Consider the following 22,241-nt stretch of genomic DNA (forward strand, 5'->3'; position numbering starts at 1 on the left):
GCAGTCGACGGACGGCGGGGAGTGCCCCGTCAGGGGCGCGGGGAACTGCGCGACGAGCCACGACGGCGCTGCAGTCGAGCGATGGCGGTAGGGCCCGCGACCGGGGGCTGGGGCGAAGGCCCCAACAGCCCACGACGGCGGCAGGACCCGGTGAGCCCCGAGCGTGGCGCGCCGCAACGGCAAGGGGGGGCCGGGGCTGAGCCCCGACCCCCGACCGACCCGCGCCGCAGGCACCCTCAGCGAGTCCCCACCGCCGCCCGAACCGCCCGACGCGCAAGCGCGACGTCATCGTGCAGCCGCCGCAGCAGCAGCCGCTGCTCCTCACCGGACGGTGCGCCGCCCGCCTGGGCCGGACCAGCCGCCGGAGAGGCAGCCGCGGGGGCCTCGGTCATGGCGCGCTGCACGGCCGTCTCGTACGTACGGATCTCCCGGGTGAGGACCAACATCAGGTTCACCAGGAAGGCGTCGCGTGCCGCCGGCCCCGCGGACTGGGCGAGTTGGCTGATCTGGCGTCGCGCCACGGGGGCGTCGCCGAGGCAGGACCAGAGCGTCGCCAGGTCGTACCCCGGCAGGTACCAGCCCGCGTGCTCCCAGTCGACCAGGACGGGTCCTGCCGGGGAGAGCAGGACGTTCTGCAGCAGGGCGTCGCCGTGGCAGAACTGGCCCATGCCGCTGGGGCCCGCGGAGTGCGCGATGCCGTGCAGCAGCTTCTGCAGGTCGCCCAGGTCCCGGTCGGTGAGCAGGCCCAGCTCGTGGTAGCGGGAGATCCGCGAGCCGTAGTCGAGCGGGGCGTCGAACATTCCGGCCGGCGGCCGCCAGGCGTTGAGCCGGCAGATCGCGCCGAGCGCGGCCCGGATGTCGGCGCGCGGCGGCGCCTCCACGGGGTGCCGTTGCGCTGCCGCGACCCGTCCTGGCATCCGCTCGATCACCAGCGTGCCGCCCACGGGGTCGGCGGCGATGAGCCGCGGGGCTCGTACCGGCGGACGGTGCCGGACGAACGCGCGGTATGACGCTATTTCGTGCTGGAGCCGCTCCGACCACGCGGGGGAGTGGTCCAGTAAGCACTTGGCGACCGCGGTTGAGCGCCCGGTCGTGCCGACTAGGAGCACGGAGCGTCCGCTGCGCCGCAGCACCTGCACCGGGTTGAACTCGGGGCAGATCCGCAGCACCGACGCGATGGCGGTACGCAACTGGGCGCCCTGGGCGCCGGACAGATCGAGTCTGCCGCTCACGGGTGGCGTGCCGGGGGCGGGGCGCCGCATCCGGCCGCCTATGGCGGGGACCGCCTGCCGGGACGGTGCCAAGTACGGGCCGCTGCCCTGACGGTGGGCCTGCGGCCGGGGCGGAGCGGACACGGAGGACGATGCTGCGTACATGGGAGAGACAGATCCCTTCGTGTGCCGACGAGTCACATGCGCCACCCGACCCGGCCGCCCGGTCGCACCCTGGGGAGTGCGGTGCGGACCCCGGGCCGGGGTGGCGCATATCTACCTGACACCTACCGGCCCTTGGCACACCACGTAGCGCACCCTGGCGAACCCTGGCGAATAGTCGCACCGCAGATGACAGGCGGTTACTGTCAACTCAGCCGAGAACCTGGGGGCTTGACGTGAGCAGCGAACCCAACACTCGCCTGCAAGACCTGTTCGGCCTGGCCGGCTGGTCCAAGGGCGAACTGGCGAGACTCGTGAACCGGCAGGCGGCGGCCATGGGCCATCCGCAGCTGGCGACCGACACCTCGCGGGTGCGGCGCTGGATCGACATGGGAGAGATCCCGCGCGATCCCGTGCCGCGGGTCCTTGCGGCCCTGTTCACCGAGCGACTCGGCCGTGTCGTGACCATCGAGGACCTAGGTCTGGTCCGGCACGGGCGTACGGGAAAGAGGCAGAGCAAGGGGCAGTTGGACAACCCCGACGGACTGCCCTGGGCGCCCGAGCGGACTGCTGCGGTCCTCACCGAATTCACGGGAATGGACCTCATGCTCAACCGACGCGGCTTGGTGGGCGCGGGCGCCGCGCTCGCCGCGGGATCCGCACTCAGCAGCGCCATGCACGACTGGCTGCACACCGACCCGGCCCTGTCCGCCGACGCTCCCCGCAACCACGACCCCCTGCACGCCGACCCCGCTGGGTACGACCGGTACGAGGCCGCCCCCATCGGGTCGCAGGAGATCGAGGAACTGGAGCGTTCGGTGGAGGTGTTCCGCGCCTGGGACGCGTCCCGGGGCGGCGGACTGCAACGCAAGGCCGTGGTGGGCCAGTTGAACGAAGTGGGCGGCATGCTCGCCTACCGGCACCCCGACCACCTCCAGCGCCGCCTCTGGGGCGTCGCCGCCAACCTCGCGGTCCTCGCGGGCTGGATGTCGCACGACGTCGGCCTGGAGCCCACCGCCCAGAAGTACTTCGTCATCGCCGCGCACGCGGCCCGCGAGGGCGGCGACCGGCCGCGCGCCGCCGAGGCGCTCTCCCGGGGCGCCCGCCAGATGGTGCACCTCGGCCGGCCCGACGACGCCCTCGACCTGATGAAGCTCGCCAAGTCCGGCTCGGGCGACGAAGTGCTGCCGCGTACGCAGGCGATGCTGCACACCATCGAGGCCTGGGCGCAGGCTGCCATGGGTAAGGGCCAGGCGATGCGGCGCACCCTCGGCGAGGCCGAGGAACTGTTCGTCTCCGACAAGGGCGATGTGCCGCCGCCGAGTTGGATGCAGATGTTCGACGAGGCGGACATGCACGGCATGCAGGCCCTCGCGTACCGCACGCTCGCCGAGCACGACCCGAGCGCGTCCGGCGTCGCCCAACGGCACGCCAAGGAGGCCCTGGAGCTCCGCGTCGGCGGCCGGCAGCGGTCGAAGATCTTCGACTACATCTCGCTGGCCTCCGCCTGCTTCATCGCGGACGACCCGGAGCAGGCCGACCGGTACGCACGCCTGGCCCTGGTGTCCATGGGCGAGACCTCCTCGCACCGCACCTGGGACCGGCTGCGGGAGATGTACCGGCTCACCGGCCAGTATGCCTCGTACCCGAAGATCCAGGACCTGCGCGAGGAGATCGAACTCGCCATGCCGAAGGCCCCGTCGAAGGCGAAGGGCAAGAACGTGAGGGCGTGAGGGCTCTCGCACACACCGACTGCGGGGGCTCGTCTGCCGGGTGGTGGTTCGTCGCCGGGGCTCAGGCCGGTGGTCCGTCCTCGCGCAGTTCCCCGCGCCCCTGAGAGGCGGCTCCGCCGGCCTCTCAGGTCAGGGCGTTCCGATCCTCGCGATCAGTACGCACGCGTCGTCCTCGCGCTCGGTCTGGCCGAACTCCTCGACGACCGTGCGTACGCAGTCCTGCGCTCCGCGCGCCCCGGCGAACCGGGGGGCGAGGTCCAGGAGCCGCTCCGTGGCCGTGCCGTCGCGCCCGGACACCAGGCCGTCGGTGTGCAGCACCAGCAGGTCGCCGGTCTCCAGGCGCTCCTCGGCCTGCTCGTACGCGGCGTTCGTGGTGGCGCCAAGGAGCACGCCGTCCGGCCGCGTCAGCGCACGCCCCGTCCCTTCGCGGAACAGCAGGGGGGCGGGGTGTCCGGCCTGCGCCCATGTCAGGGTGCGGCGCACCGGGTTGTAGCGGCAGCAGACGGCGCTGCCCAGGGCGGGCTGCACGGACACGTCCAGCATCTGGTTGAGGTGGCCGAGCAGCGGTCCGGGCTGGGAACCGGCGACGGCCATGCCGCGCAGCGCGCCGAGCAGCATCGCCATGCCGGAGGTGACGGCGACGCCGTGCCCGGTGAGGTCGCCGACGCTCAACAGGGCGTCGCCGTCCGGGAGTTGCATCGCGTCGTACCAGTCGCCGCCGATCAGGGCGCTGGACGAGGACGGCAGATAGTGCGCCGCCAGGTCCAGGGAGGCGGGGCCGCCGTCCTGGAAGCGGAGCGAGCCGCGCCAGGGCGGCAGGACGGCCTCCTGCAGTTCCACGGCGACACGGTGTTCGGTCTGGGCGAGCTGCTGCTGGCGCTGCAGCGACTCCCCGGTCTCGCGGACGGCGAGCTCGCTGCGGCGCAGCTCGCTCACGTCCCGCAGGACCGCCCACATCGAGGCGGTCATGCCGTCCGAGTCGAGGACGGGCTCGCCCATCATGTGGACCGTGCGGACCTCGCCGTCGGGGCGGATGATGCGGAACTCGCCGTCGATGGGCCGGCCGTCGACGAGGCAGTCCGTCACCATCGTGGTGAGCAGCGCCTGGTCGTTCTCGTGGACGAGGGCGGGGAGTTCGTCGAGCGTCAGCGGCTGCTTGGTCTGATCCCAGCCGAATATGGCGTAGAGCTCGCCGGACCAGGTCACCTCGTCCGTCAGCAGGTTCCACTCGGCGCTGCCGACCCGGCTGAGCAGGGAGCCGCGGGGCGCGTCGGCCCGCAGTGGCGCCTGCTCGTACGCGAGGTCCTCGTCCTCCGGGGAGTCGACGGGGATGCCGGCGCGGAGCTGGCCCAAGTGGGCGTTCAGGTCGTCGAGTTGGGTCACGGCGAGTTCGCAGAGGGCGCGCTGCCAGCGGCCCTGCGGATGCGTGTCGTCGTGCCCGGCGTCGCGGCGTACGGCGTCGACGTCACCGCGCAGTCGCTGGGTCTGCGAGATGAGCGCGTCGACCGTGCCGCGCTCGGGCGGCTGGGGTGCGGGGCGGTCCGCAAACAGATGGGACGGCATGACGTACTCCGATGCAGGCGCGGTGCGACCAAGGCTGACGGAAGAGCCGGTTACGACTGTTGCACAGGCAGCCATGCCCCGTAAGGGATTTGGCAACACACGATCCGGTGGTGCTCTCGGCATATGCCGGTGTCCCGCCGTGCGTGATGGGTGTTTTCGGGTGGTTTGCCGGGCGGTTTACGCGGTTGCGCGCCCACTCGAACTATGCCCGGGGCAGCGCGAGTTGAGGCCGAAAATAGCCGTTTGCCCGAAGCAAGTAACGCTCCGTACGCACCCCGCTCCAGGCAGACCGCCGACCCCGCCCGCGCCCCGGCCGGAAGCCGCCCCGCGAACGGCCGGAAACGACTGCCCGAGGGTGCTGTCGCGAGAGGTGACCGGGCCGTCGGCGGCTCACAGCGGCAGCGCGCACACCGCCGTCGGAGAGGCGTAGGGCTCGCCGGTCCGCCGCAGGGCGCCGTCGGCCGGGTCGACCGCGAACGTCGTCACCGTGCTCGACCGCTGGTTCGAGGCGAAGAGGAGGGCGCCGTCGGGGGAGAGGGCGATGTGGCGGGGGAAGTCGCCGCCGACGGGGACCGTGTCGAGGAGGCGGAGTCGGGCGCCGTCCGACTCGATCGCGTAGCGGCTGAGGCTGTTGTGGCCGCGGTTGGCGAGGTAGGCGTACGCGCCGTCCGGCGTCACCGCGAACTGTGCCGGGTAGCTCGTGCCGGGCCCCGTGCCGGTCTCCTGCGGCTCGCCCGCCCGCAGCCGCCCGGTCTCGGGGTCGTACGCGCAGACCACCGCCGTGTTGTCCAGCTCGTTCGCGACGTACGCGTACCGCCCCGACGGGTGGAACGTCAGGTGCCGCGGCCCCGCGCCGGGCCGGAGCGTGACGTGGGCGGTGCGGCTGAGGGTGCCGGCTGCGGGGTCGAGCCGGTACGTGTAGACCGTGTCCGTGCCGAGGTCGACGGCGAGCAGGTGGTCGCCGTCCGGGGCGGTGACGAACTGGTGGGCGTGCGGGCCCTGTTGGCCGGGGCCGGGCGGCGGGTCGTCGTGCGTGACGAGGGCGGTGCGTTCGCCGAGCGCGCCGGACGCGTCGACGGGGTGGACGGCGACGCTCCCCGAGCCGTAGTTCGCGCTGAGTAGCCACTTGGCGTCGGGGTGCACGGACAGGTGGCAGGGCGCGGCGCCGCCGCTGTCGCGCCGCCCGATGACCTGGTGCGGCCCGCCCTCCCGGAAGCGGATCGCGGTCACGCCGCCCTGCTCGCCCTCGTTGACCGCGTAGTACGTGTGCCCGTCCGGGTGGACCGCCAGGTACGACGGGTCGTCGACCCCGGTGAGCGTGTCCCCTGCGGTGATCTTCCCGGTGCCCGAGTCGTACGAGGCGATGCCGATCCCCTTGCCGCCGCCCTCGGCCGACGTGTACGTGCCGATGAGCAGTGGCCGGGGGCCGGGCTTCGGGCGGCGGGAGGCGGCGGGGCGCCGGTCCGTGGACGTGGACGCGGGCGGGGGTGAGGCGCTCGCGCCGGACAGCGTGGCCAGCGCGCCCGCGGCCGAGAGCGCACCGAGGAAGCGGCGCCGGCCGAGGGGGCGGGGAGGTGTGAGGCCATCCATGGGGACACAGTGACGTGTGCGCCCCCTCCGGGACAAGTACCGCAACTCGAATTGCGCGCTCCGCAACGCCAGTTGAGCCCGGGGTTCTCACGCTTTACACCTCACGCCGTCACGGCCCGCACCCGCTCCCGTGCGTCCACCCGCTGGGCCGCGACGCCCTCCCGGCCGGGCGCCACGTGTGGCCGCAGCACCAGGTCGGCGTCGAAGTCGCCGCCCTGCTCGTGCCGGTAGCGCAGCGGCTCCTCGTCGGCGAGGCCGCGCAGGCGGTCGGCGAGGGACGCGGCGGCCGTGCGGGCGCCCTCGGCGGTCATGCGGTCGGCGCCGAAGACGGTGAACGGGGCGAGCGGCGCCATGCCCGTGTACCAGAACGTGCCGTGCAGCAGCGGGAACAGCACCTCGTCGACGGGGCCGTGGATGCCGCGCGGCCCGAAGCTCGACTCACGCGCCCCGACCGACGTCACGACCAGGGCGCGCTTGCCCGCGAGCCCCCCGTCGCCGTACCGCAGGGTCGTGCCCGACGCGTCCTTGAGGCCGAAGGCGAAGCCCTGGACGAGGACGCGGTCGAACCAGCCCTTCAGGATCGCGGGCGGCCCGAACCACCACATCGGGAACTGGAACACCACGACGTCCGCCCAGTCCAGCTTCTCCTGCTCGGCCCGGATGTCCGCGCTCAACTCCCCTTGCTCGTAGGCCTGTTCCTGCGCGGCCCCGACGACGAGCCGTTCCCGTGCGGAGTCGTCTCCGGAAGCGTCCGCGCCGCCGAAGTCCGCCGCGTCGACGACGGCCTTCCAGCCCATCGCGTACAGGTCGGACACCCGGTGCTCGTGGCCGAGCGCGTCGAGGGTGCGCAGGCCCTCGTCGAGCAAGGCGCCGTTGAGGGAGTGCCGTTCGGGGTGGGCGAAGATCCACAGAACTCTCATGCCTCGATCGTGCGCCCGCGAGCCTCGCCGAACCAGTGGCCAGATGGCCCCGTACCGCAAGCATCTGGCCAGGCCGGGCCGGGCTCGGGGAGGAGTGGGCCCCGGTCGGCCGAGGACCAAAGTCCCTACGAGCATCCAGGACTAATGCCTGCACTCGTCATAGAGTGCGAATCGTGCATAACGCCCATAGGTGGGCATCAGGGTCGCTGTCGTAAGTGCTTTGTGGGGAGAGTCGATGGGATACCGTCCGAGCCGCCGCACCACCCGGTTCCTGCTGGGCGGCGGAGTGGTCCTTGTGCTGGCCGCGACCAACGCACCGGCGGTCTACGACTTCGCCTCCGAGCAGTACCACGCGTACGAGATCGACCAGCCGGAGTACAAGGCGGCCAACGGTCAGTGGAAGCTCGTCGATGTACCGGAGCAGTACCGCATCAACACCATTCACGCGGCCCTTCTGCACACCGGGAAGGTGCTGCTGATCGCGGGCTCGGGCAACAACGCGAAGATGTTCGACGCCAAGACCTTCCGGACCGTGCTCTGGGACCCGGAGAAGAACACCTTCGAGAACGTGGACACCCCGGCCGACCTGTTCTGCGCCGGGCACACCCAACTCCCCGACGGCAACCTGCTGGTGGCGGGCGGCACCCAGCGCTACGAGACGCTCAAGGGCGACGTGAAGAAGGCCGGCGGCCTGATGATCGTCTACAACGAGAACCCGGACAAGCCGAAGACCCTGCCCGCCGGGACCCGCTTCACCGGCCAGGAGAGCGGCAAGACCTTCGAGTCTAAGGTGAGCCTCGTCGTCCCGCGCGCCGAGAAGACCACCGACCCGAAGACCGGCAAGGCCAAGGTCACGGCGAGCAGCGCGCGCGTGTACGTGGAGGCGCTGAAGGAGGGCGAGCAGTACCAGACCGGCAGCCAGGACCAGTACCGCATCTCCGGGCTCAAGGGCGACGAGCAGAAGAACATCTACGGCATCGCGCAGAAGCTGTCCTTCGACAAGAAGGACTTCCAAGGCATCAAGGACGCCTACGAGTTCGACCCGGTCGCCGAGAAGTACATCAAGGTCGACCCGATGGGCGAGGCCCGCTGGTACCCGACCCTGACGACCCTGGAGGACGGCAAGGTCGTCTCCGTGTCCGGGCTCGACGAGATCGGCCAGGTCGTGCCGGGCAAGAACGAGGTGTACGACCCGAAGACCAAGAAGTGGCGCTACCTCCCCAAGTCCCGCTTCTTCCCGACCTACCCGGCGCTGTTCCTCGCCGACGACGGCCGGTTGTTCTACACCGGCTCCAACGCCGGGTACGGGCCGGACGACCAGGGGCGCGAGCCCGGTCTGTGGGACCTGGACACCAACAAGTTCACCAAGGTGCCCGGCATGAGCGACCCGGACGTCCTGGAGACCTCGATGTCCGTGCTGCTTCCGCCCGCCCAGGACCAGAAGTACATGGTGCTCGGCGGGGGCGGCGTCGGCGAGTCCGAGAAGGCCACCGACCACACCCGCCTCGCCGACCTGAAGGCCGCCAGCCCCCGCTTCGTGGACGGCCCGAACCTGTACGAGAAGGCCCGCTACCCCACGAGCGTGATCCTCCCCGACGACAAGGTGCTCACCACCAACGGCTCCGGCGACTACCGCGGCAAGGGCGACACCAACGTCCTCAAGGCCGCGCTCTACGACCCGAAGAGCAACAAGTTCGACCCGGCCGCCGCCCCGCTCGTGGGCCGCAACTACCACTCCGGCGGGCTGCTGCTCCCGGACGGGCGGGTGATGACCTTCGGCTCCGACTCGCTCTTCGCCGACAAGGCCAACTCCAAGCTGGCCACGTTCGAGCAGCGCATCGAGCTCTACACGCCCCCGTATCTGCACCAGGGCGGCGAGCGGCCCGAGCTGCGGGACCCCAACGGGGCGCGCGGCAGCGTCGAGTTGGGGAAGAAGGCGAAGTTCACCAGCAAGGACGCGGCGTCCATCGAGCGGATCCGGCTGATGCGCCCGGGCGCCTTCACCCACGTCACCAACGTCGAACAGCGCTCCATCGCCCTGGACTTCGAGCGTACGAAGGACGGTGTGGAGGTCACGCTGCCGAAGAACCCGGCGCTCGTGCCGCCCGGCTGGTACATGGTGATGGCCGTCGACGACCGCGGCGTCCCCTCCGAGGCGGTGTGGCTGCACGTGCCGGTCAGCGACGACGCCCCCACGCGCAAGACGACGGCGAAGATCCCGGCCGCCGCCCACTGAGACACCCCAACGCTTCCCTCTTTTCTGGCTGATTGACGGCCCGTCCGGTCACGTACCTGACGGGCCGTCGCATGGCGGGGGAATCCCCGGGTACCGGGAAGGAATGCGTAGGGGAGTGATCGATGTCGGTTCGAACACGGCACGTCTGGTCGTCGCAGACACGGACGGTGCCGTTCCGTTGCCGGTGCACACCGCGAAGCGGGCGCTGCGCCTGGCCGAGCACGTCGACCGCGGCGGCCATGTGCCCGAGGAGCAGGTCGACCGGATCGTGGACGCGGTGGCGGCGGCCCGCGCCGAGGGCCTGCGCTGGGGCGTGACCGAGCCGTTCGCCTTCGCGACGGCCATCGTCAGGGACGCCCCCAACCGCGCCGAGGTGCTGCGCACGGTCACCGCCCGCACCGGACTGCCCCTGCACGTGCTGCCCGGCGAGGTGGAGGCTGAGCTGACCTTCCTCGCCGCCCGCCGCTGGATGGGCTGGCGGGCCGGTCCGCTCGCCATGCTGGACATCGGCGGCGGCTCCCTCGAAGTGGCCTTCGGACGCTCGAAACTGCCCGACTTCGCGCTGTCCCTGCCGCTCGGCGCGGGCCGCCTCACCCGCGAGTTCTTCGGCAACCAGGACGACCCGCCCGCGCCCCGCAAGGTCAAGGAGCTGCGCCGGTACGTGCGCCACCAGATGCGGGACGCCGCCGCCCGGATCCGCTGGGAGGCGCCCCGGACGACGGCGGCGACCTCGCGTACGTTCCAGCAGCTGGCCCGGTTGTGCGGGGCGCCGCCGGGACGGTTCGGCCCGTTCACGCCGCGCGGGCTCGCGCGCGCCGACCTGCGTACGGCCCTCGACGAGCTGGCGCGGCGCAGCAGCGCGGAGCGCGCCGAGCTGCCCGGGATCTCCGCGGCGCGGGCCCGGCAGTCCCTGGCCGGCGCGGTCGTCGCGCACACCGTGATGAAGCTGACCGGCATCGACGAGCTGACCGTCTGCCCGTGGGGCCTGCGCGAAGGCATCCTGCTGCGCTGCATCGAGGACGGCGACACGGACTGGTGGCGCCGCACCACGTCCGCCGAGCCCGCCCCGCCCGCCGGACTCGCCTCGTACGCCGACGTCCTGCCCGCCCTCCGCACGACGGTGCCGGAGCAGGCGCGGCTGCACAGCAACGGGCGTACGACGCAGCGGAGTTGAGGGGCCTGGCCGATCGGGGGTCAGTTCACGTCGACGTCGTCGATGAAGGCCAGCATGCGGGACAGCACCCGCAGGCAGGCGCTGACCTCGGCCTCCGTGAGGTCGCCGTCGACCTGGCCGAGGAGCGCGTGCTCGCGGGCGACGACCGCTTCGATCGCGGACCGGCCCGCGTCGGTGAGGCGGATCAGCGAGGAACGGCGGTGCGCCGGGTTGGGCGCCGCCTCGGCCAGGCCGAGCGCCGCCGCGTCGTTGACCATCCGCTGCACGAACTGCCGGCTCAGGGCCTGGGCGCGGCCCATCTGCGGCACGGTCATCGGCCCGTTGGCCCGCAGCAGGTCGAGCACCGCGCGCACGCCGACGGAGAGGCCCTCGACCGGCACGTTCTGCTCGACGAGGCGATGGGCGCGGCGGTACAGCGGGCCGACCAGGGCGTAGACGTCCGCGAGGCGCTCGGCCAGGCGGTCGGGCGGGAGGGGCTGGTCCGGGGCGGGGGCACTTTCGGTCACGTACGTCATCATGACACCCCGGTTGTCATCCGTCGACGCACATGACACCCTGGTTGTCATGACTGATGGTGCTGCGACCTCGGACCTCCACTTCCTGACCGTCGACGGCGGCCGCCTCGCCTACCGCGACACCGGCGGCCCCGGCGCACCCCTCGTCCTGCTCCACGGCGGCTTCCTCGACCATCGCATGTGGCAACACCAACTCCCGTACTTCGCGCGGGAGTTCCGAGTGCTCGCCCCGGACGCCCGCGGACACGGCGCCTCCGACAACGCGAGCGAACCCTTCCGCCCCGCCGACGACGTGGCCGCGCTGCTCCGCCGTCTCGACCTCGGCCCGGCCGTGCTCGTCGGCGTGTCCATGGGCGGCGGCACGGCGGTCGACGTGGCGCTCGAACATCCGGAGCTCGTACGGGCGTTGGTCGTCACCGCCGCCGGCACCAGCGAGGCCGTCTTCGCCGACCCCTGGGTCCTCGGCGTGCAGGCGGAGCAGCAGCGGGCCTTCGAGGCGGGCGACCCGGCGGCCTGGGTCGAGGCCTATCTGCAGTTCGCGTCCGGGCCCCACCGCGCCCTCGCCGAGGTGGACCCGGCAGTCGTCGCCCTGATGCGGGACATGGCCGCGAGCACCCTCGCCAAGCACCGCGAACCCGGCCCCGACCAGCGCGTCCTCCCCGCCGACAGCTGGACGCGGGCCGCCGGGATCAAGGCGCCCGTGCTCGCCGTCAACGGCGCGCTGGCCTCCACCGACCACCTCGCCATGGCCGACCGCCTCGTCCGCACCGTCCCCGACGGCCGGTCCGCCACCGTCGAGGGCACCGCCCACTACCCGAACCTGGAGCGCCCGGAGGAGTTCAACGCCCTCGTACGGGACTTCCTCACGGGGATTCACGGAGGCTGAGCTGGGCGGGCGCGCGTACCATCCGGCCATGCGCCCAGCCCAGTACAGCGACGACGACCTCGAACAGCACTCCCTGCGCCGCCGGGTGTCCGACGACGGGCAGCGGTCCGGCTTCGAGCACGACGTGGACCGCATCCTCTACTCCACCCAGTGGCGGGCCCTCGCCGGCAAGAGCCAGGTCGTCGCGAGCGGCGAGCTCGGCGCGTACCACACCCGCCTCACCCACTCCATGAAGGTCGCCCAGCTCGGCCGCCGCATGGCCGAGCGGCTGCAGCGGAAGTACGGCGGGCCCAACCCCGCCCTCGTCGAGGCGGCCTGCATGGCGCACGACATCGGGCACCCGCCCTTCGGCCACGCCGGCGAGACCGCACTGCGCGCCACCATGGACCAACTCCGCGGCGAGGCAAGCCAGTTGGAGCTGGACAGCTTCGAGGGCAACGCGCAGACCTTCCGCGTCATCACCTACCTCGCCGCGCACAAGTACCCCGGCCACCGCGGACTCCACCTCACCCGCGCCTGCCTCGACGCCGCCACCAAGTACCCCTGGGAGCGCGCCCCGCTCGCCGAGAACCCGGCCCGCCACCTCAAGTGGGGCGTGTACGACGCCGACCGGGCCGCCTTCGCCTGGGTCCGCGCCGGCCGTACGGACACCGCCGTGCCCGTCGAGGAACAGCTGATGGACTGGGCCGACGACGTCACGTACGCCTGCCACGACGTCGAGGACTTCTACCGCACCGGGCACATCCCGCTCGCCTCCCTCTTCCCGCCGCCCGGCGCCGCCGGCGGCGACACCGAACGCGAGGTGCGGCGCTTCCTCGACTACGTGGAGACCAAGCGGGCGCGGGCCGGGGAGCCCTTCGACCGGGGCGCCGCCCAGGACCTCCTGTCCGAGATCGGCAAACGCCTCACCGTGCCCGCGCCGTACACCGGCAGCCACGACGACGCCGTCGCCGTCAACCGCCGCACCGCCGACCTCATCGACTACTTCACCCGCGGCATCACCCTCGACGTCACCGGCAACGCCCCCATCCGCTACGACGCCCGCCTCGTCATCCCCGCCGAGCGCCGCGCCGCCTGCGACCTGCTCAAGGAACTGGTGTGGGCGTACGTCATCGACCGGCCCGCCCTCGCCACCCAGCAGCACGGGCAGCGGCGCATCGTCGGCCAACTCCTGCGCTGGACCCACGAGTCGCCCGAACTCCTGCCGCCCGACCGGGCCGAGGAGCTCGCCGAGCACGGCGACGTGCTGCGCGCCGCCGCCGACCACGTCGCCTCCCTCACCGAGGACCAGGCGATCGCCTTGCACCGCAGGCTCGCGGGCACGGGGCTCGGGTCCGTCAACGACAACGTGTGGTTGTGAACTGCGTCTGGTTGTGAACGCGCGTTCGCGACCCGGCAGTAGGATCAACTCCCATGGAGATAGCGATCTTTGTGCTGGCGTTCGGCGTCCTCGTCGTCGTCGGCACCCTGGAGAACAAGATCAAGCGCGTGGACAGCCGGGTCGCCCGCGTGGAGCGCAAGCTGGACCTGGTCATCGAGCACCTCGGCGTCGACGCGGGCGCCCTCGCCCCCGACCTGGGCCGGGTCCGCGCCCTCGTGGCCGAGGGGAAGCAGGTGCAGGCGATCAAGGAGTACCGGCAGCTGACCGGCGTCGGCCTGAAGGAAGCGAAGGACGAGGTCGAGCGCCTCACCGCGACGCGCTGACCACCGCAACGCGCTGACCACCGCGCCGCCGACCGGCCCGTGCATCAACTGGTCCATGATGGCCCGATGTTGAGCATCGGATCGATCGTCCTGGGCGTCTCCGACGTCCCCCGCGCGACCGCCTTCTGGACCCGCGCCCTCGGCTACGTCCCCCGGGACGAACCCGAGGAGCACTGGGTGGTCCTCGCCCCCGCCGACGGCGAGGGCCCCTGTCTCTCGCTCGGCCGGAGCGACGTACCTCCGTCGCCCCGGCCGCGCGTCCACCTCGACCTGTACGCGGCCGACGCCGCCGACCAGGCCGCCGAGGTGGAGCGGCTCCTCGGCCTCGGCGCCCGGCGCGTCGACTGGGACAGCTACCCGGACGACCCGGACTTCATCGTCCTCGCCGACCCGGACGACAACCTCTTCTGCGTCATCGACACGAGCCGCGGTTAGCCGTACCCAGCCCTACCGCCTCAACTCACCGCCGAGAGGCACGTGGTGGGCTTCGCGTTGTGGGGGTCGAGGGCGTTGGCGACCTCGTGGAACGCGAGGCGGTCGGTCAGGCCGATCGCCACGTGCCCGGACAGGTCGGCCGCGCACTTGTCCTGCAGCAGGACGTTGTTGACCTTCGGCCCGTCCAGGAACTGCGTTTCGTACGGGGTGACGACCTGGTCGTACCTGGTCGCGATCACCGTGTAGGCGACGCCGGGCACGGTGTCGCCGCCCTCGTTCAGGCGGGTCAGGAACGGGGAGCCGGCGACCTGGTCGGTGAGGGCGGGGGTGTTCTCGTCGACGAACTCGCGGGCGCCGGGGAACACGTCGAGGAGCTGAGTGAGCCCGTTCATCGTCGTGCCGTGGTTGCTGGGCGCGATGCCGATCAGCGCGTTCACCTCGTCGGCGCCGCCGAGGAACTTCAGGTAGTGGCGCGGCATCATCCCGCCCTGCGAGTGCCCCACCAGGTCGGCCTCGCGCGCGCCGGTCGCCGCGAGCACCTTGTCGACGTACGCGTCCAACTGCTCCGCGGACTTCTCGACCGGGCCGAGGCCGTGGAAGACCGGCACGTTCGGCAACTGGCCGTAGTCCAGGGAGAAGACGCAGTAGCCGCGCGCGACGAGATACGGGGCCAGGCCCAGCCAGTTGTCGACGGAGTTCCCGAGCGTGCCGTGCACGAGCACGACCGGGCGCGGGTGTGCGGCCGACGGCTTGCAGTCGAAGTCGTTCCAGCCGCTGGTCGACGCGGCGGCTCGGGTGGTGGGCCCCGCGTCGGCCTGTGCGGAGGCGCCGGGCGTGAGCGCGACGGCGGCCAGCAGCAGCGCGGCGACGGACCGCAGCCCGCGGAGGGCACGTGACCTGGGGGACTTGGGTGAACGGAGGGATTTGCGCAGCATCGGACAGGCTCCTTGCGGCTCATGGGTGGGGGTGCGCCGTGACGTGAGGGTGCGCCGTTCCTCGGAGGGAGCGTCGTGCCTCGGGGAAGCGTCATGCCTCGGGGGAGCGTCGTGCTCCAGCCAAGTTACGGGCGGGTAAGGCCGACGGGGAAGTAACGGGTCGGCAAATTGACACAGAGTCAACAACGAGCGCGCACGGCTAGGGTGACGGAATGTTCACCTCCCAGGGGCCGACCCTTCGCGAACTGGCCGAACAGGCGCTGACCTCCGTCGAGCGCGGCTACGACCTGCTCGCGCCGAAGTTCGACCACACCCCGTTCCGCACCCCGGACCGGTTCCTCGCCGCCACCGGGGCCGCACTCACCCGCCTCGGCCCCTTCGACTCCGGGCTCGACGTGTGCTGCGGCACGGGCGCGGGCCTCGGCGTCCTGCGCGCCGTCTGCCGCCGCCGGGTCACGGGCGTCGACTTCAGCGCGGGCATGCTGCGACGGGCGGCGGCGGACGAGAGCGCGCACCTCGTACAGGCGCACCTCGTGCAGGGCGACGCACGGGCCCTGCCGTTCGGTGAGGCCTTCGACCTGGCCGTCAGCTTCGGGGCGTTCGGCCACTTCCTGCCCGCCGAGCGGCCGGGCCTCTTCGCCGAGGTGCACCGCGTGCTGCGCCCCGGCGGCGTCTTCGCCTTCCCGATGACCGCGCCGCCGCGCATCGGCAGCCCGCCGTACTGGACGCTGCTCGGCTTCGACGCGGCGATGCGCGTACGGAACCGGCTGTGGCGCCCGCCGTTCGTCATGTACTACCGCACCTGGCCGCTGGGCCCGGTCCGGGCGGACCTGGAGGCGGCGGGGTTCGCGGTCGAGCTGTACGCGTTGGAGGAGTTCGGCAGGCGGCGGGACGGCAGCCCACGGTGCCGCCTGCTCGTGGCCCGCAAGGCGGGGTGAGGTCACCCGTACGGCGGTGGGCCGGAAAGGGGCGCGGGGAACTGCGCGACCAGCTACGACGGCGCGGCAGACGAACGGATCAGCGCCGCAGGCTGTCGGGAAGGGGCGGGTGGGGGAGCAAACCCGCCCGAAGGGGCGGAGGGCGGTCACCGAGTCGACGGTGCGGGAGGGACCACCTCGCCCGGATGCGCCCGCCCCTCACCTCCGCGATGCTCACCGCGTACAGCGGACCTCGCGCCCGAGAGGAACCCATGCCGGACGACGCCCTCGACCTCCCCGCCACCGTCGACGCCCTGATGGACGGCCTCCGCTCCGACCTGGAGGAGCTCGCCGCCATCCCGTCCGTCGCCTTCCCCGGCTTCCCCGCGGGCCCGGTGCACGAGGCGCACGACCTCCTCGTACGGCTGCTGCGCGAGGCGGGCGTCGAGTACGTCGACCGGATCGATCTGCCCGACACCGCGCCCGTCGTCCTCGCCGAGATCCCGCCGCCCGACCCGGCCGCGCCGACCGTGCTGCTGTACAGCCACTACGACGTGCAGCCGCCCGGCGACGAGTCGCTGTGGGAGTCGCCGCCGTTCGAGCCGACCCCCGTCGCGGGCGGGCTCCGGGCGCGCGGCATCGCCGACGACAAGTCCAATGTGATCGCCCACCTCGGCATGCTGCGGGCGTACGGCGGCCGGCCCCCGGTCGGCGTGAAGATCGTGTTCGAGGGCCAGGAGGAGTACGGCAGCGCCTTCGACACGTACCCGCAGACCCGGCCCGAGCGGTTCGCCTGCGACGCCATGGTGATCGCCGACCTCGGCAACCTCCGCCCCGGCACCCCCACCCTCACCACCGGTCTGCGCGGCGCGAGCGAGGTCGTCGTCGAGGTCCGGACGCTCGAAGAGCCGCGCCACAGCGGCGAGTTCGGCGGGGCCGCGCCCGACGCCCTGCTCGTCCTGATCAAGGCCCTCGCCACCCTGCACGACGTGCACGGCGACGTCGCCGTCGAGGGCCTGCGCCGCGAGCCGTGGACCGGCGCCGGGTACACCGACGACGAGTTCCGTACCCTCGCCGGCGTCCACGACGACCTGCCGCTGCTCGGCTCCGGCGGGCTCGGCGAGCGGCTGTGGAGCGGGCCCGCCGTCACCGTCGTCGGCCTGGACGCGCCGGCCGTCGAGGGCGCCGCCTCCGCCGTCGTGCCGTACGCGCGGGCCAAGCTCAACCTGCGCTTCCACCCGCAGCAGGACCCGCACGAGGCGCAGGCCCGGCTCGTCGACCATCTGCGCGCCCTGCGCCCCTTCGGCGTCCCGCTCACCGTCACACCCGGCGACACCGGGCCCGGCTACGAGGCCGCCACCGAGGGGCCCGCCTACCGCGCCGCCCGCCGCGCCCTGAAGGAGGCCTGGGGCGCGGACGCCGCGTACGTGGCGACCGGCGGTTCCATCCCGCTGGTCAACGGGCTCGCCCAGGCCGCGCCCGACGCCGAGGTGCTGCTGTTCGGCGCGCAGGACAGCATGTGCAACCTGCACGCCCCCAACGAACGCGTCCTCTTCTCCGAGCTGCGCAACACGGTCCTCGCGATGTGCGCGTTCGTCCGCGAGTACGCCGCCGACTTCCGCAAGGACGCCCCGGGCCACCGCAAGGACGCCGCCCGGTGAGCAGCCCGAGCACGACCGAAGAGGCCCAACCGCCGGACAGCGGACGGAAGTTCACGTTCCCGAGCGCCCTGACCGTCCTCGCCCTCGTCACCGTCGCCGTCTGGCTGCTCGCGTTCCTGATCCCGCCCGGCGCGTACGAGCGCACCGAGGACGGCGCCCCCAAGCAGGGCACGTACCACCGCGTCGAGTCCACGCAGAGCTTCACCGACCGGCTGAACGACCTGTTCCTCGCCCCGGTCAACGGCCTGTACGGCGTGCAGGACGAGAAGACCGGCCAGGTCGGGCCGGACATGACAGGCGCGCTGTACGGCAGCGCCGGGGTGTTCCTCTTCGTCCTCGCCATCGGCGCGTTCATCACCGTGGTGTTCGCGACCGGCGCCCTCGACCGGGGCATCGCCCGCCTCGCGCACCGCCTCCGCGACCGCGGCGCCCTGCTCATCGCCGGCGTGATGCTCGCGTTCTCCGTGCTCGGCACCGTCGAGGGCTTCGCCGAGGAGACCCTCGGCTTCTACGGTCTGCTCGTCCCGATGATGCTCGCCCTCGGCTACGACCGGATGGTCGCCGTCGGCGCCTCCATCCTCGGCGCGGGCGTCGGTGTGCTCTGCTCCACCGTCAACCCGTTCGCCACCGGCGTCGCCTCGTCGGCCGCCGACATCTCCCTCGGCGACGGCATCGTCCTCCGCTTCGTCATGTGGCTCGTCCTCACCGCCGTGACCATCGCGTACGTCGTGCGCTACGCGAAGCGAGTGCAGCGCGACCCGGACCGGTCCGTCTGCGGGTTCCTGCCCGGCGACCGCGAGCAGTCCGCCGCGGCCGCCGAGGAGGTGCCCGCGCTCACCGGGCTGCACAAGGCCGTACTCGCCCTGCTCGGCCTGGTCTTCGCGTTCATGATCTTCTCGGTGGTGCCCTGGTCCAGCGCCCTCACCGGAGACGCCGACGCCGAGCCGTACGGCTTCGAACTCGGCTGGTCCTTCCCGCAGTTGGCGGCGCTGTTCCTGTGCGCGGCCGTGCTGGTCGGGATCGTGGCCCGGTTCGGCGAGCAGAAGCTCAGCTCCACGATCGCGCGGGGCGCCGGGGACTTCATCTCCCCGGCGCTCGTGATCATGCTGGCCCGCGGCGTCACCGTCATCATGAACAATTCCCGGATCACCGACACCGTGCTGCACTCCATCGAGGGCGTCGTGAAGGGCACCTCGTCCGGCCTGTTCGCGGTGATCGTGTTCCTGGTCAACCTGCCGCTCGCGTTCCTGATCCCGTCCACGTCCGGGCACGCCACGCTCGCGATGCCGATCCTCGCGCCGCTCGCCGACTTCGCGGGCGTCTCCCGCGCCGTCGTCGTCACCGCCTGGCAGGCCGCGAGCGGCTGGATGAACCTGTGGGTGCCGACCACGGCCGTCACCATCGGCGGCGTCGCCCTCGCCAAGGTCGGCTACGACAAGTACCTCCGTTTCGTCTGGCCCCTGCTCGCCGTCCTGTTCGCGCTGATCTGCGGTTTCGTGGCCCTCGGCGCGGTCCTGACGTGAGCCGGCGCCCGGTCCTGACGTGAGCCGGCGCCCGGCCCGGACGTGAGCCGGCGCCCGGCCCGGACGTGAGCCGGGGCGCGGCCCTCAGTCCGCGTACGCCGCGAACATGCCCGGCTCGTACGACCCTCCGGGGTTGTGCACGATCACGTTCATCCGTGTCGACGCGTTGATCAGGGCGATCGTGCAGACGAGCGCGCCGATCTCGTCGTCGTCGAAGTGCTCGCGCGCCGCCGCCCACGTCGCGTCCGTCACGCCCCGCTCGCCGAGCAGCGTGCCCTCCTCGGCGAGTGCGAGCGCGGCCCGTTCGGCGTCGGTGAACACCGTGGTGTGCCGCCAGGCGGCGACCAGCTGCAGCCGCAGCGTGCTCTCGCCGGCCGCCGCGGCCTCCTTGCTGTGGATGTCGAGGCAGAAGCCGCAGTCGTTGATCTGCGCCACCCGCAGCTGCACCAGCTCGCGCAGCGCCTTCGGCAGCGTCGACTGATCGAGGGGCAGCGCGGCGTTGAAGAACCGCTTGGCGACCTTCGCGGCGGTCGGGCTCTGCATCAGGTCGAAACGGGGTTCCATGGTGTACGTCCTCCCGGTGCGGGCGCGGGCCCGTTGCGCCGCGCCGTCCGCACACAGGACCCCGGCCGGGCCCGAACTGTGACACCCCACCCGCCCCGGCGGCCTACACGGGCACCAACCGGCCGATGAGCGAGCCGAGTTGGCGGGCCGTCCGGCACTCGTACATGTCGACGACCTCCGCGTACACGGACGCCGCCGAGTCGCCCGTGTCCCAGGCCGAGCGGCGCTCCGGGTTGAGCCAGTACACGCGCTGCGCCTTGTCCCGCACGGCGCGCAGGGCGTCCGCGTTCGGCGGGGTGCGGTTGGTGCGGGCGTCGCCGAGGACGAACACGCAGGAGCGCGGGCCGAGCGTGTGCGCGTACCGCTCCGCGAACTCGCCGAGGGCCGTGCCGTAGTCGCTGCTGCTGTGGAAGCGCGTGACCCCGGCCTGCGTCAGGATGCGGGCGCCGAGGCCCTCCGGGTCGGCGCGGCCGCGGTCGACGAGCTCGGTGACCTCGTCGACGCTGTTGACGAAGGCGAACACCCGCACCTTGCTGAACTCGTCCCGCAGCGCCTGCACGAGCAGCATCGTGAACTGCGCGAACCCGGCCACCGACCCGGACACGTCGCACAGCAGCACCAGCTCCGGCCGGCCCGGCCGCCGTCTGCGCAGCACCGGACGCATCGGCACCCCGCCCGTCGACAGCGAGCCGCGCACCGTACGCCGCAGATCGATCCGCCCGCGTGCCGCCCGCCGCCTGCGCGCCGCGAGCCGCGTGGCCAGCTTCCGCGCCAACGGCCGTACGGCGCGGTGCAGTTCGGCCAGCTGGCCGCGGTGGGCGATGAGGAAGTCCACGCGGTCGGCGGTGGGGGCGACGGCCCGGCGGGCGATCGCGTCGGTGCCGCGCCGCTCCGCGACCCGTCGCCGCGCCTCGGTCGCGACGAGGCCGCGGAAGTCCTCGATCCGGCGCCGGATCTCGTCGGCGGTGAGCCGGTCGGTGAACTCCCCTTCCGTGTCCTGCTCTTGACGCAGCCCGGCGAGCACCCGCGCGAGCAGCGTCTGCGGCCGCAGCCGTTCCAGCGTCTGGTACGCGGACCAGCCGTCCGAGCCCGACGCGTCCCCGTACCCGCCGAGCGAGTCCACGGCCTGCGCGGCCAGCTGCGCCAGCTCCGCCGCGTCGCCGGAGGCCAGGGCGACGGCCAGCCGATCCCTCAACTCCTCGCGGCCCGAGGGGACTTCGGCCCCCGAGTCAGGGGCGCCGACCGCGCGCGGAAAGTACAGGTCGAAGAGCTGGTCGAACACCGGCCGCTGGCCCTCGTTGTGCAGCAGCGTCGCCGCGAGCCCCGCCCGCAGCCGCTCCCGGTCGGCCAGGCCGAGCGCCGCCACCGCGAGCCCCGCGTCCACGCTCTCGCCGGTGCCGACCCGCACACCCTGCGCGCGCAGCGCCCGTACGAACCCGGTCAGCCGGTCCGCCACTCCGGCGCCCGCACCCGTCGTCCCGGTGCCGGCGCTCACACCGCGTCCAGGTCCAGCTTCGCCGCCGCCTTGGCCACGTCCTCCTGATGCTTGAGGACGACGCCGAGCGTCTGCCGTACGACGGTCTCGTCCAGCGTGTCCGTGCCGAGGGCCAGCAGGGTGCGGGCCCAGTCGACGGTCTCCGCGACCGACGGCGCCTTGCGGAGGTCCATCGCCCGCAGCGCGCCGACGACCCGCACGACGGACGCGGTGAGCGCCGCGTCCAGGCCGGGAACCTTCAGGCGGACGATGCGCTGCTCCAACTCCTCGTCGGGGAAGCCGATGTGGAGGAACAGGCAGCGCCGCCGCAGCGCCTCGGACAGCTCGCGCGCCGCGTTCGACGTGAGCACCACGAACGGCTTGCGCTCGGCGCGCACGGTGCCCAGCTCGGGCACGGTCACCTGGAAGTCGCTCAGCACCTCCAGGAGCAGGCCCTCCACCTCGACGTCGGCCTTGTCGACCTCGTCGATGAGCAGCACCTTCGGGTCCGCGCCCCGGATCGCGGTGAGCAGCGGGCGGGCGAGCAGGAACTCCTCGCTGAAGATGTCGGTACGGGTCTCGTCCCAGCTCTCGTCCCGGCCCGCCGTGATCCGCAGCAACTGCTTGGCGTGGTTCCACTCGTACAGTGCCCGCGCCTCGTCCACGCCCTCGTAGCACTGCAGTCGTACGAGCCGCGCCTGAGCGACCTCCGCCACGGCCTTGGCCAGCTCGGTCTTGCCGACCCCGGCCGGGCCCTCGATCAGCAACGGCTTGCCGAGCCGGTCGGCGAGGAACACGGTGGTCGCGACGTCGGGCGACGCGAGATAGCCGGCCCCGGCGAGACGCGCCTCGACGTCGTCGACGGAACCGAAGCGCGTACGGTCCCCGACCTCCTCGGTGCTGCCCAACTCGGCCTCCTGTGACGGGTGCTGATCACTGACGGGTGCTGACGACGGTCTCGTCCGGCGCACTGTAACCGGCGAGTAGCTTCTCGGGCACCCGTTCCCGTCAGGGGCGCGGGCCCGCACCCGCTCGGCC

19 protein-coding genes are annotated in these 22,241 nt (G+C 72.6%); 10 read left to right on the forward strand and 9 right to left on the reverse strand.

All coding sequences use genetic code 11. From position 1 onward, the window contains the following. Window positions 1–236: 236 nt before the first annotated feature. Entirely contained in the window at window positions 237–1,376 is a 1,140-nt protein-coding gene (locus ACIDOF_RS22120) for an aminoglycoside phosphotransferase family protein (RefSeq protein ID WP_409007735.1), read from the reverse strand. Between the two features lie 233 nt (window positions 1,377–1,609). Here ACIDOF_RS22120 and ACIDOF_RS22125 point away from each other — a divergent pair, with 233 nt between their 5' ends. Next, window positions 1,610–3,106, forward strand: a complete 1,497-nt coding sequence (locus ACIDOF_RS22125; protein WP_409007736.1) for a hypothetical protein — start codon at window positions 1,610–1,612, stop codon at window positions 3,104–3,106. A 129-nt stretch (window positions 3,107–3,235) separates the two neighbouring features. Here the strand turns inward: ACIDOF_RS22125 and ACIDOF_RS22130 are convergent, their stop codons facing one another. The 3 genes from ACIDOF_RS22130 to ACIDOF_RS22140 form a co-directional block, all read right to left on the reverse strand. Further along, window positions 3,236–4,669: a PP2C family protein-serine/threonine phosphatase gene (locus ACIDOF_RS22130; protein WP_409007737.1), complete on the reverse strand. Its 1,434-nt coding sequence runs from the start codon at window positions 4,667–4,669 to the stop codon at window positions 3,236–3,238. 390 nt (window positions 4,670–5,059) lie between these two features. After that, on the reverse strand, window positions 5,060–6,259 hold the full coding sequence (locus ACIDOF_RS22135) for a lactonase family protein (RefSeq protein WP_409007738.1): 1,200 nt from the start codon (window positions 6,257–6,259) through the stop codon (window positions 5,060–5,062). A 101-nt stretch (window positions 6,260–6,360) separates the two neighbouring features. Next, on the reverse strand, window positions 6,361–7,179 hold the full coding sequence (locus ACIDOF_RS22140) for an NAD(P)H-dependent oxidoreductase (protein ID WP_409007739.1): 819 nt from the start codon (window positions 7,177–7,179) through the stop codon (window positions 6,361–6,363). 235 nt (window positions 7,180–7,414) lie between these two features. Here ACIDOF_RS22140 and ACIDOF_RS22145 point away from each other — a divergent pair, with 235 nt between their 5' ends. After that, the gene (locus ACIDOF_RS22145) at window positions 7,415–9,415 is read left to right on the forward strand and encodes a galactose oxidase-like domain-containing protein (protein WP_409007740.1); all 2,001 of its coding nucleotides are present in this window, start codon (window positions 7,415–7,417) and stop codon (window positions 9,413–9,415) included. A gap of 103 nt (window positions 9,416–9,518) precedes the next feature. Further along, the gene (locus ACIDOF_RS22150) at window positions 9,519–10,589 is read left to right on the forward strand and encodes a Ppx/GppA family phosphatase (RefSeq protein WP_409007741.1); all 1,071 of its coding nucleotides are present in this window, start codon (window positions 9,519–9,521) and stop codon (window positions 10,587–10,589) included. Between the two features lie 20 nt (window positions 10,590–10,609). Here ACIDOF_RS22150 and ACIDOF_RS22155 read toward each other — a convergent pair whose 3' ends face one another. Further along, on the reverse strand, window positions 10,610–11,104 hold the full coding sequence (locus ACIDOF_RS22155; RefSeq protein WP_409007742.1) for a MarR family winged helix-turn-helix transcriptional regulator: 495 nt from the start codon (window positions 11,102–11,104) through the stop codon (window positions 10,610–10,612). Window positions 11,105–11,153: 49 nt separating this feature from the next. Between ACIDOF_RS22155 and ACIDOF_RS22160 the strand changes: the two genes are divergently transcribed. From ACIDOF_RS22160 to ACIDOF_RS22175, 4 genes are all read left to right on the forward strand, one after another. Beyond that, window positions 11,154–11,990, forward strand: a complete 837-nt coding sequence (locus ACIDOF_RS22160) for an alpha/beta fold hydrolase (protein ID WP_409007743.1) — start codon at window positions 11,154–11,156, stop codon at window positions 11,988–11,990. Window positions 11,991–12,018: 28 nt separating this feature from the next. Further along, complete coding sequence (locus tag ACIDOF_RS22165; RefSeq protein ID WP_409007744.1) at window positions 12,019–13,350, forward strand: deoxyguanosinetriphosphate triphosphohydrolase family protein; 1,332 nt, start codon at window positions 12,019–12,021, stop codon at window positions 13,348–13,350. A gap of 53 nt (window positions 13,351–13,403) precedes the next feature. After that, the gene (locus ACIDOF_RS22170; RefSeq protein ID WP_409007745.1) at window positions 13,404–13,694 is read left to right on the forward strand and encodes a ribosomal protein L7/L12; all 291 of its coding nucleotides are present in this window, start codon (window positions 13,404–13,406) and stop codon (window positions 13,692–13,694) included. A gap of 66 nt (window positions 13,695–13,760) precedes the next feature. Beyond that, a complete protein-coding gene (locus ACIDOF_RS22175; RefSeq protein ID WP_409007746.1) occupies window positions 13,761–14,129 on the forward strand; it encodes a VOC family protein in 369 nt (122 codons plus the stop codon). 20 nt (window positions 14,130–14,149) lie between these two features. Here ACIDOF_RS22175 and ACIDOF_RS22180 read toward each other — a convergent pair whose 3' ends face one another. Next, on the reverse strand, window positions 14,150–15,064 hold the full coding sequence (locus ACIDOF_RS22180; protein WP_409007747.1) for an esterase/lipase family protein: 915 nt from the start codon (window positions 15,062–15,064) through the stop codon (window positions 14,150–14,152). A 212-nt stretch (window positions 15,065–15,276) separates the two neighbouring features. Here ACIDOF_RS22180 and ACIDOF_RS22185 point away from each other — a divergent pair, with 212 nt between their 5' ends. The 3 genes from ACIDOF_RS22185 to ACIDOF_RS22195 all read left to right on the forward strand — a co-directional run bounded on the left by ACIDOF_RS22185 (window position 15,277) and on the right by ACIDOF_RS22195 (window position 19,165). Further along, entirely contained in the window at window positions 15,277–16,002 is a 726-nt protein-coding gene (locus tag ACIDOF_RS22185) for a methyltransferase domain-containing protein (protein WP_409007748.1), read from the forward strand. A 251-nt stretch (window positions 16,003–16,253) separates the two neighbouring features. Next, window positions 16,254–17,642: a M20/M25/M40 family metallo-hydrolase gene (locus tag ACIDOF_RS22190; RefSeq protein ID WP_409007749.1), complete on the forward strand. Its 1,389-nt coding sequence runs from the start codon at window positions 16,254–16,256 to the stop codon at window positions 17,640–17,642. After that, window positions 17,639–19,165, forward strand: coding sequence for a YfcC family protein (locus tag ACIDOF_RS22195; RefSeq protein WP_409007750.1), 1,527 nt, complete (start codon window positions 17,639–17,641; stop codon window positions 19,163–19,165). Before ACIDOF_RS22190 ends, ACIDOF_RS22195 begins: the two co-directional genes overlap by 4 nt. Before the next feature lie 84 nt (window positions 19,166–19,249). On the opposite strand, the gene ACIDOF_RS22200 is transcribed toward ACIDOF_RS22195, so the two are convergent. The 3 genes from ACIDOF_RS22200 to ACIDOF_RS22210 form a co-directional block, all read right to left on the reverse strand. Next, on the reverse strand, window positions 19,250–19,729 hold the full coding sequence (locus tag ACIDOF_RS22200; protein ID WP_409007751.1) for a carboxymuconolactone decarboxylase family protein: 480 nt from the start codon (window positions 19,727–19,729) through the stop codon (window positions 19,250–19,252). A 103-nt stretch (window positions 19,730–19,832) separates the two neighbouring features. Then, window positions 19,833–21,224, reverse strand: coding sequence for a vWA domain-containing protein (locus tag ACIDOF_RS22205; protein WP_409007752.1), 1,392 nt, complete (start codon window positions 21,222–21,224; stop codon window positions 19,833–19,835). Continuing rightward, window positions 21,221–22,111: an AAA family ATPase gene (locus ACIDOF_RS22210; protein ID WP_409007754.1), complete on the reverse strand. Its 891-nt coding sequence runs from the start codon at window positions 22,109–22,111 to the stop codon at window positions 21,221–21,223. The genes ACIDOF_RS22205 and ACIDOF_RS22210 overlap by 4 nt, the downstream gene beginning before the upstream one ends. Window positions 22,112–22,241 lie beyond the last annotated feature (130 nt).

The organism is Streptomyces sp. Da 82-17 (genome assembly GCF_046098215.1).
GTDB lineage: Bacteria > Actinomycetota > Actinomycetes > Streptomycetales > Streptomycetaceae > Streptomyces.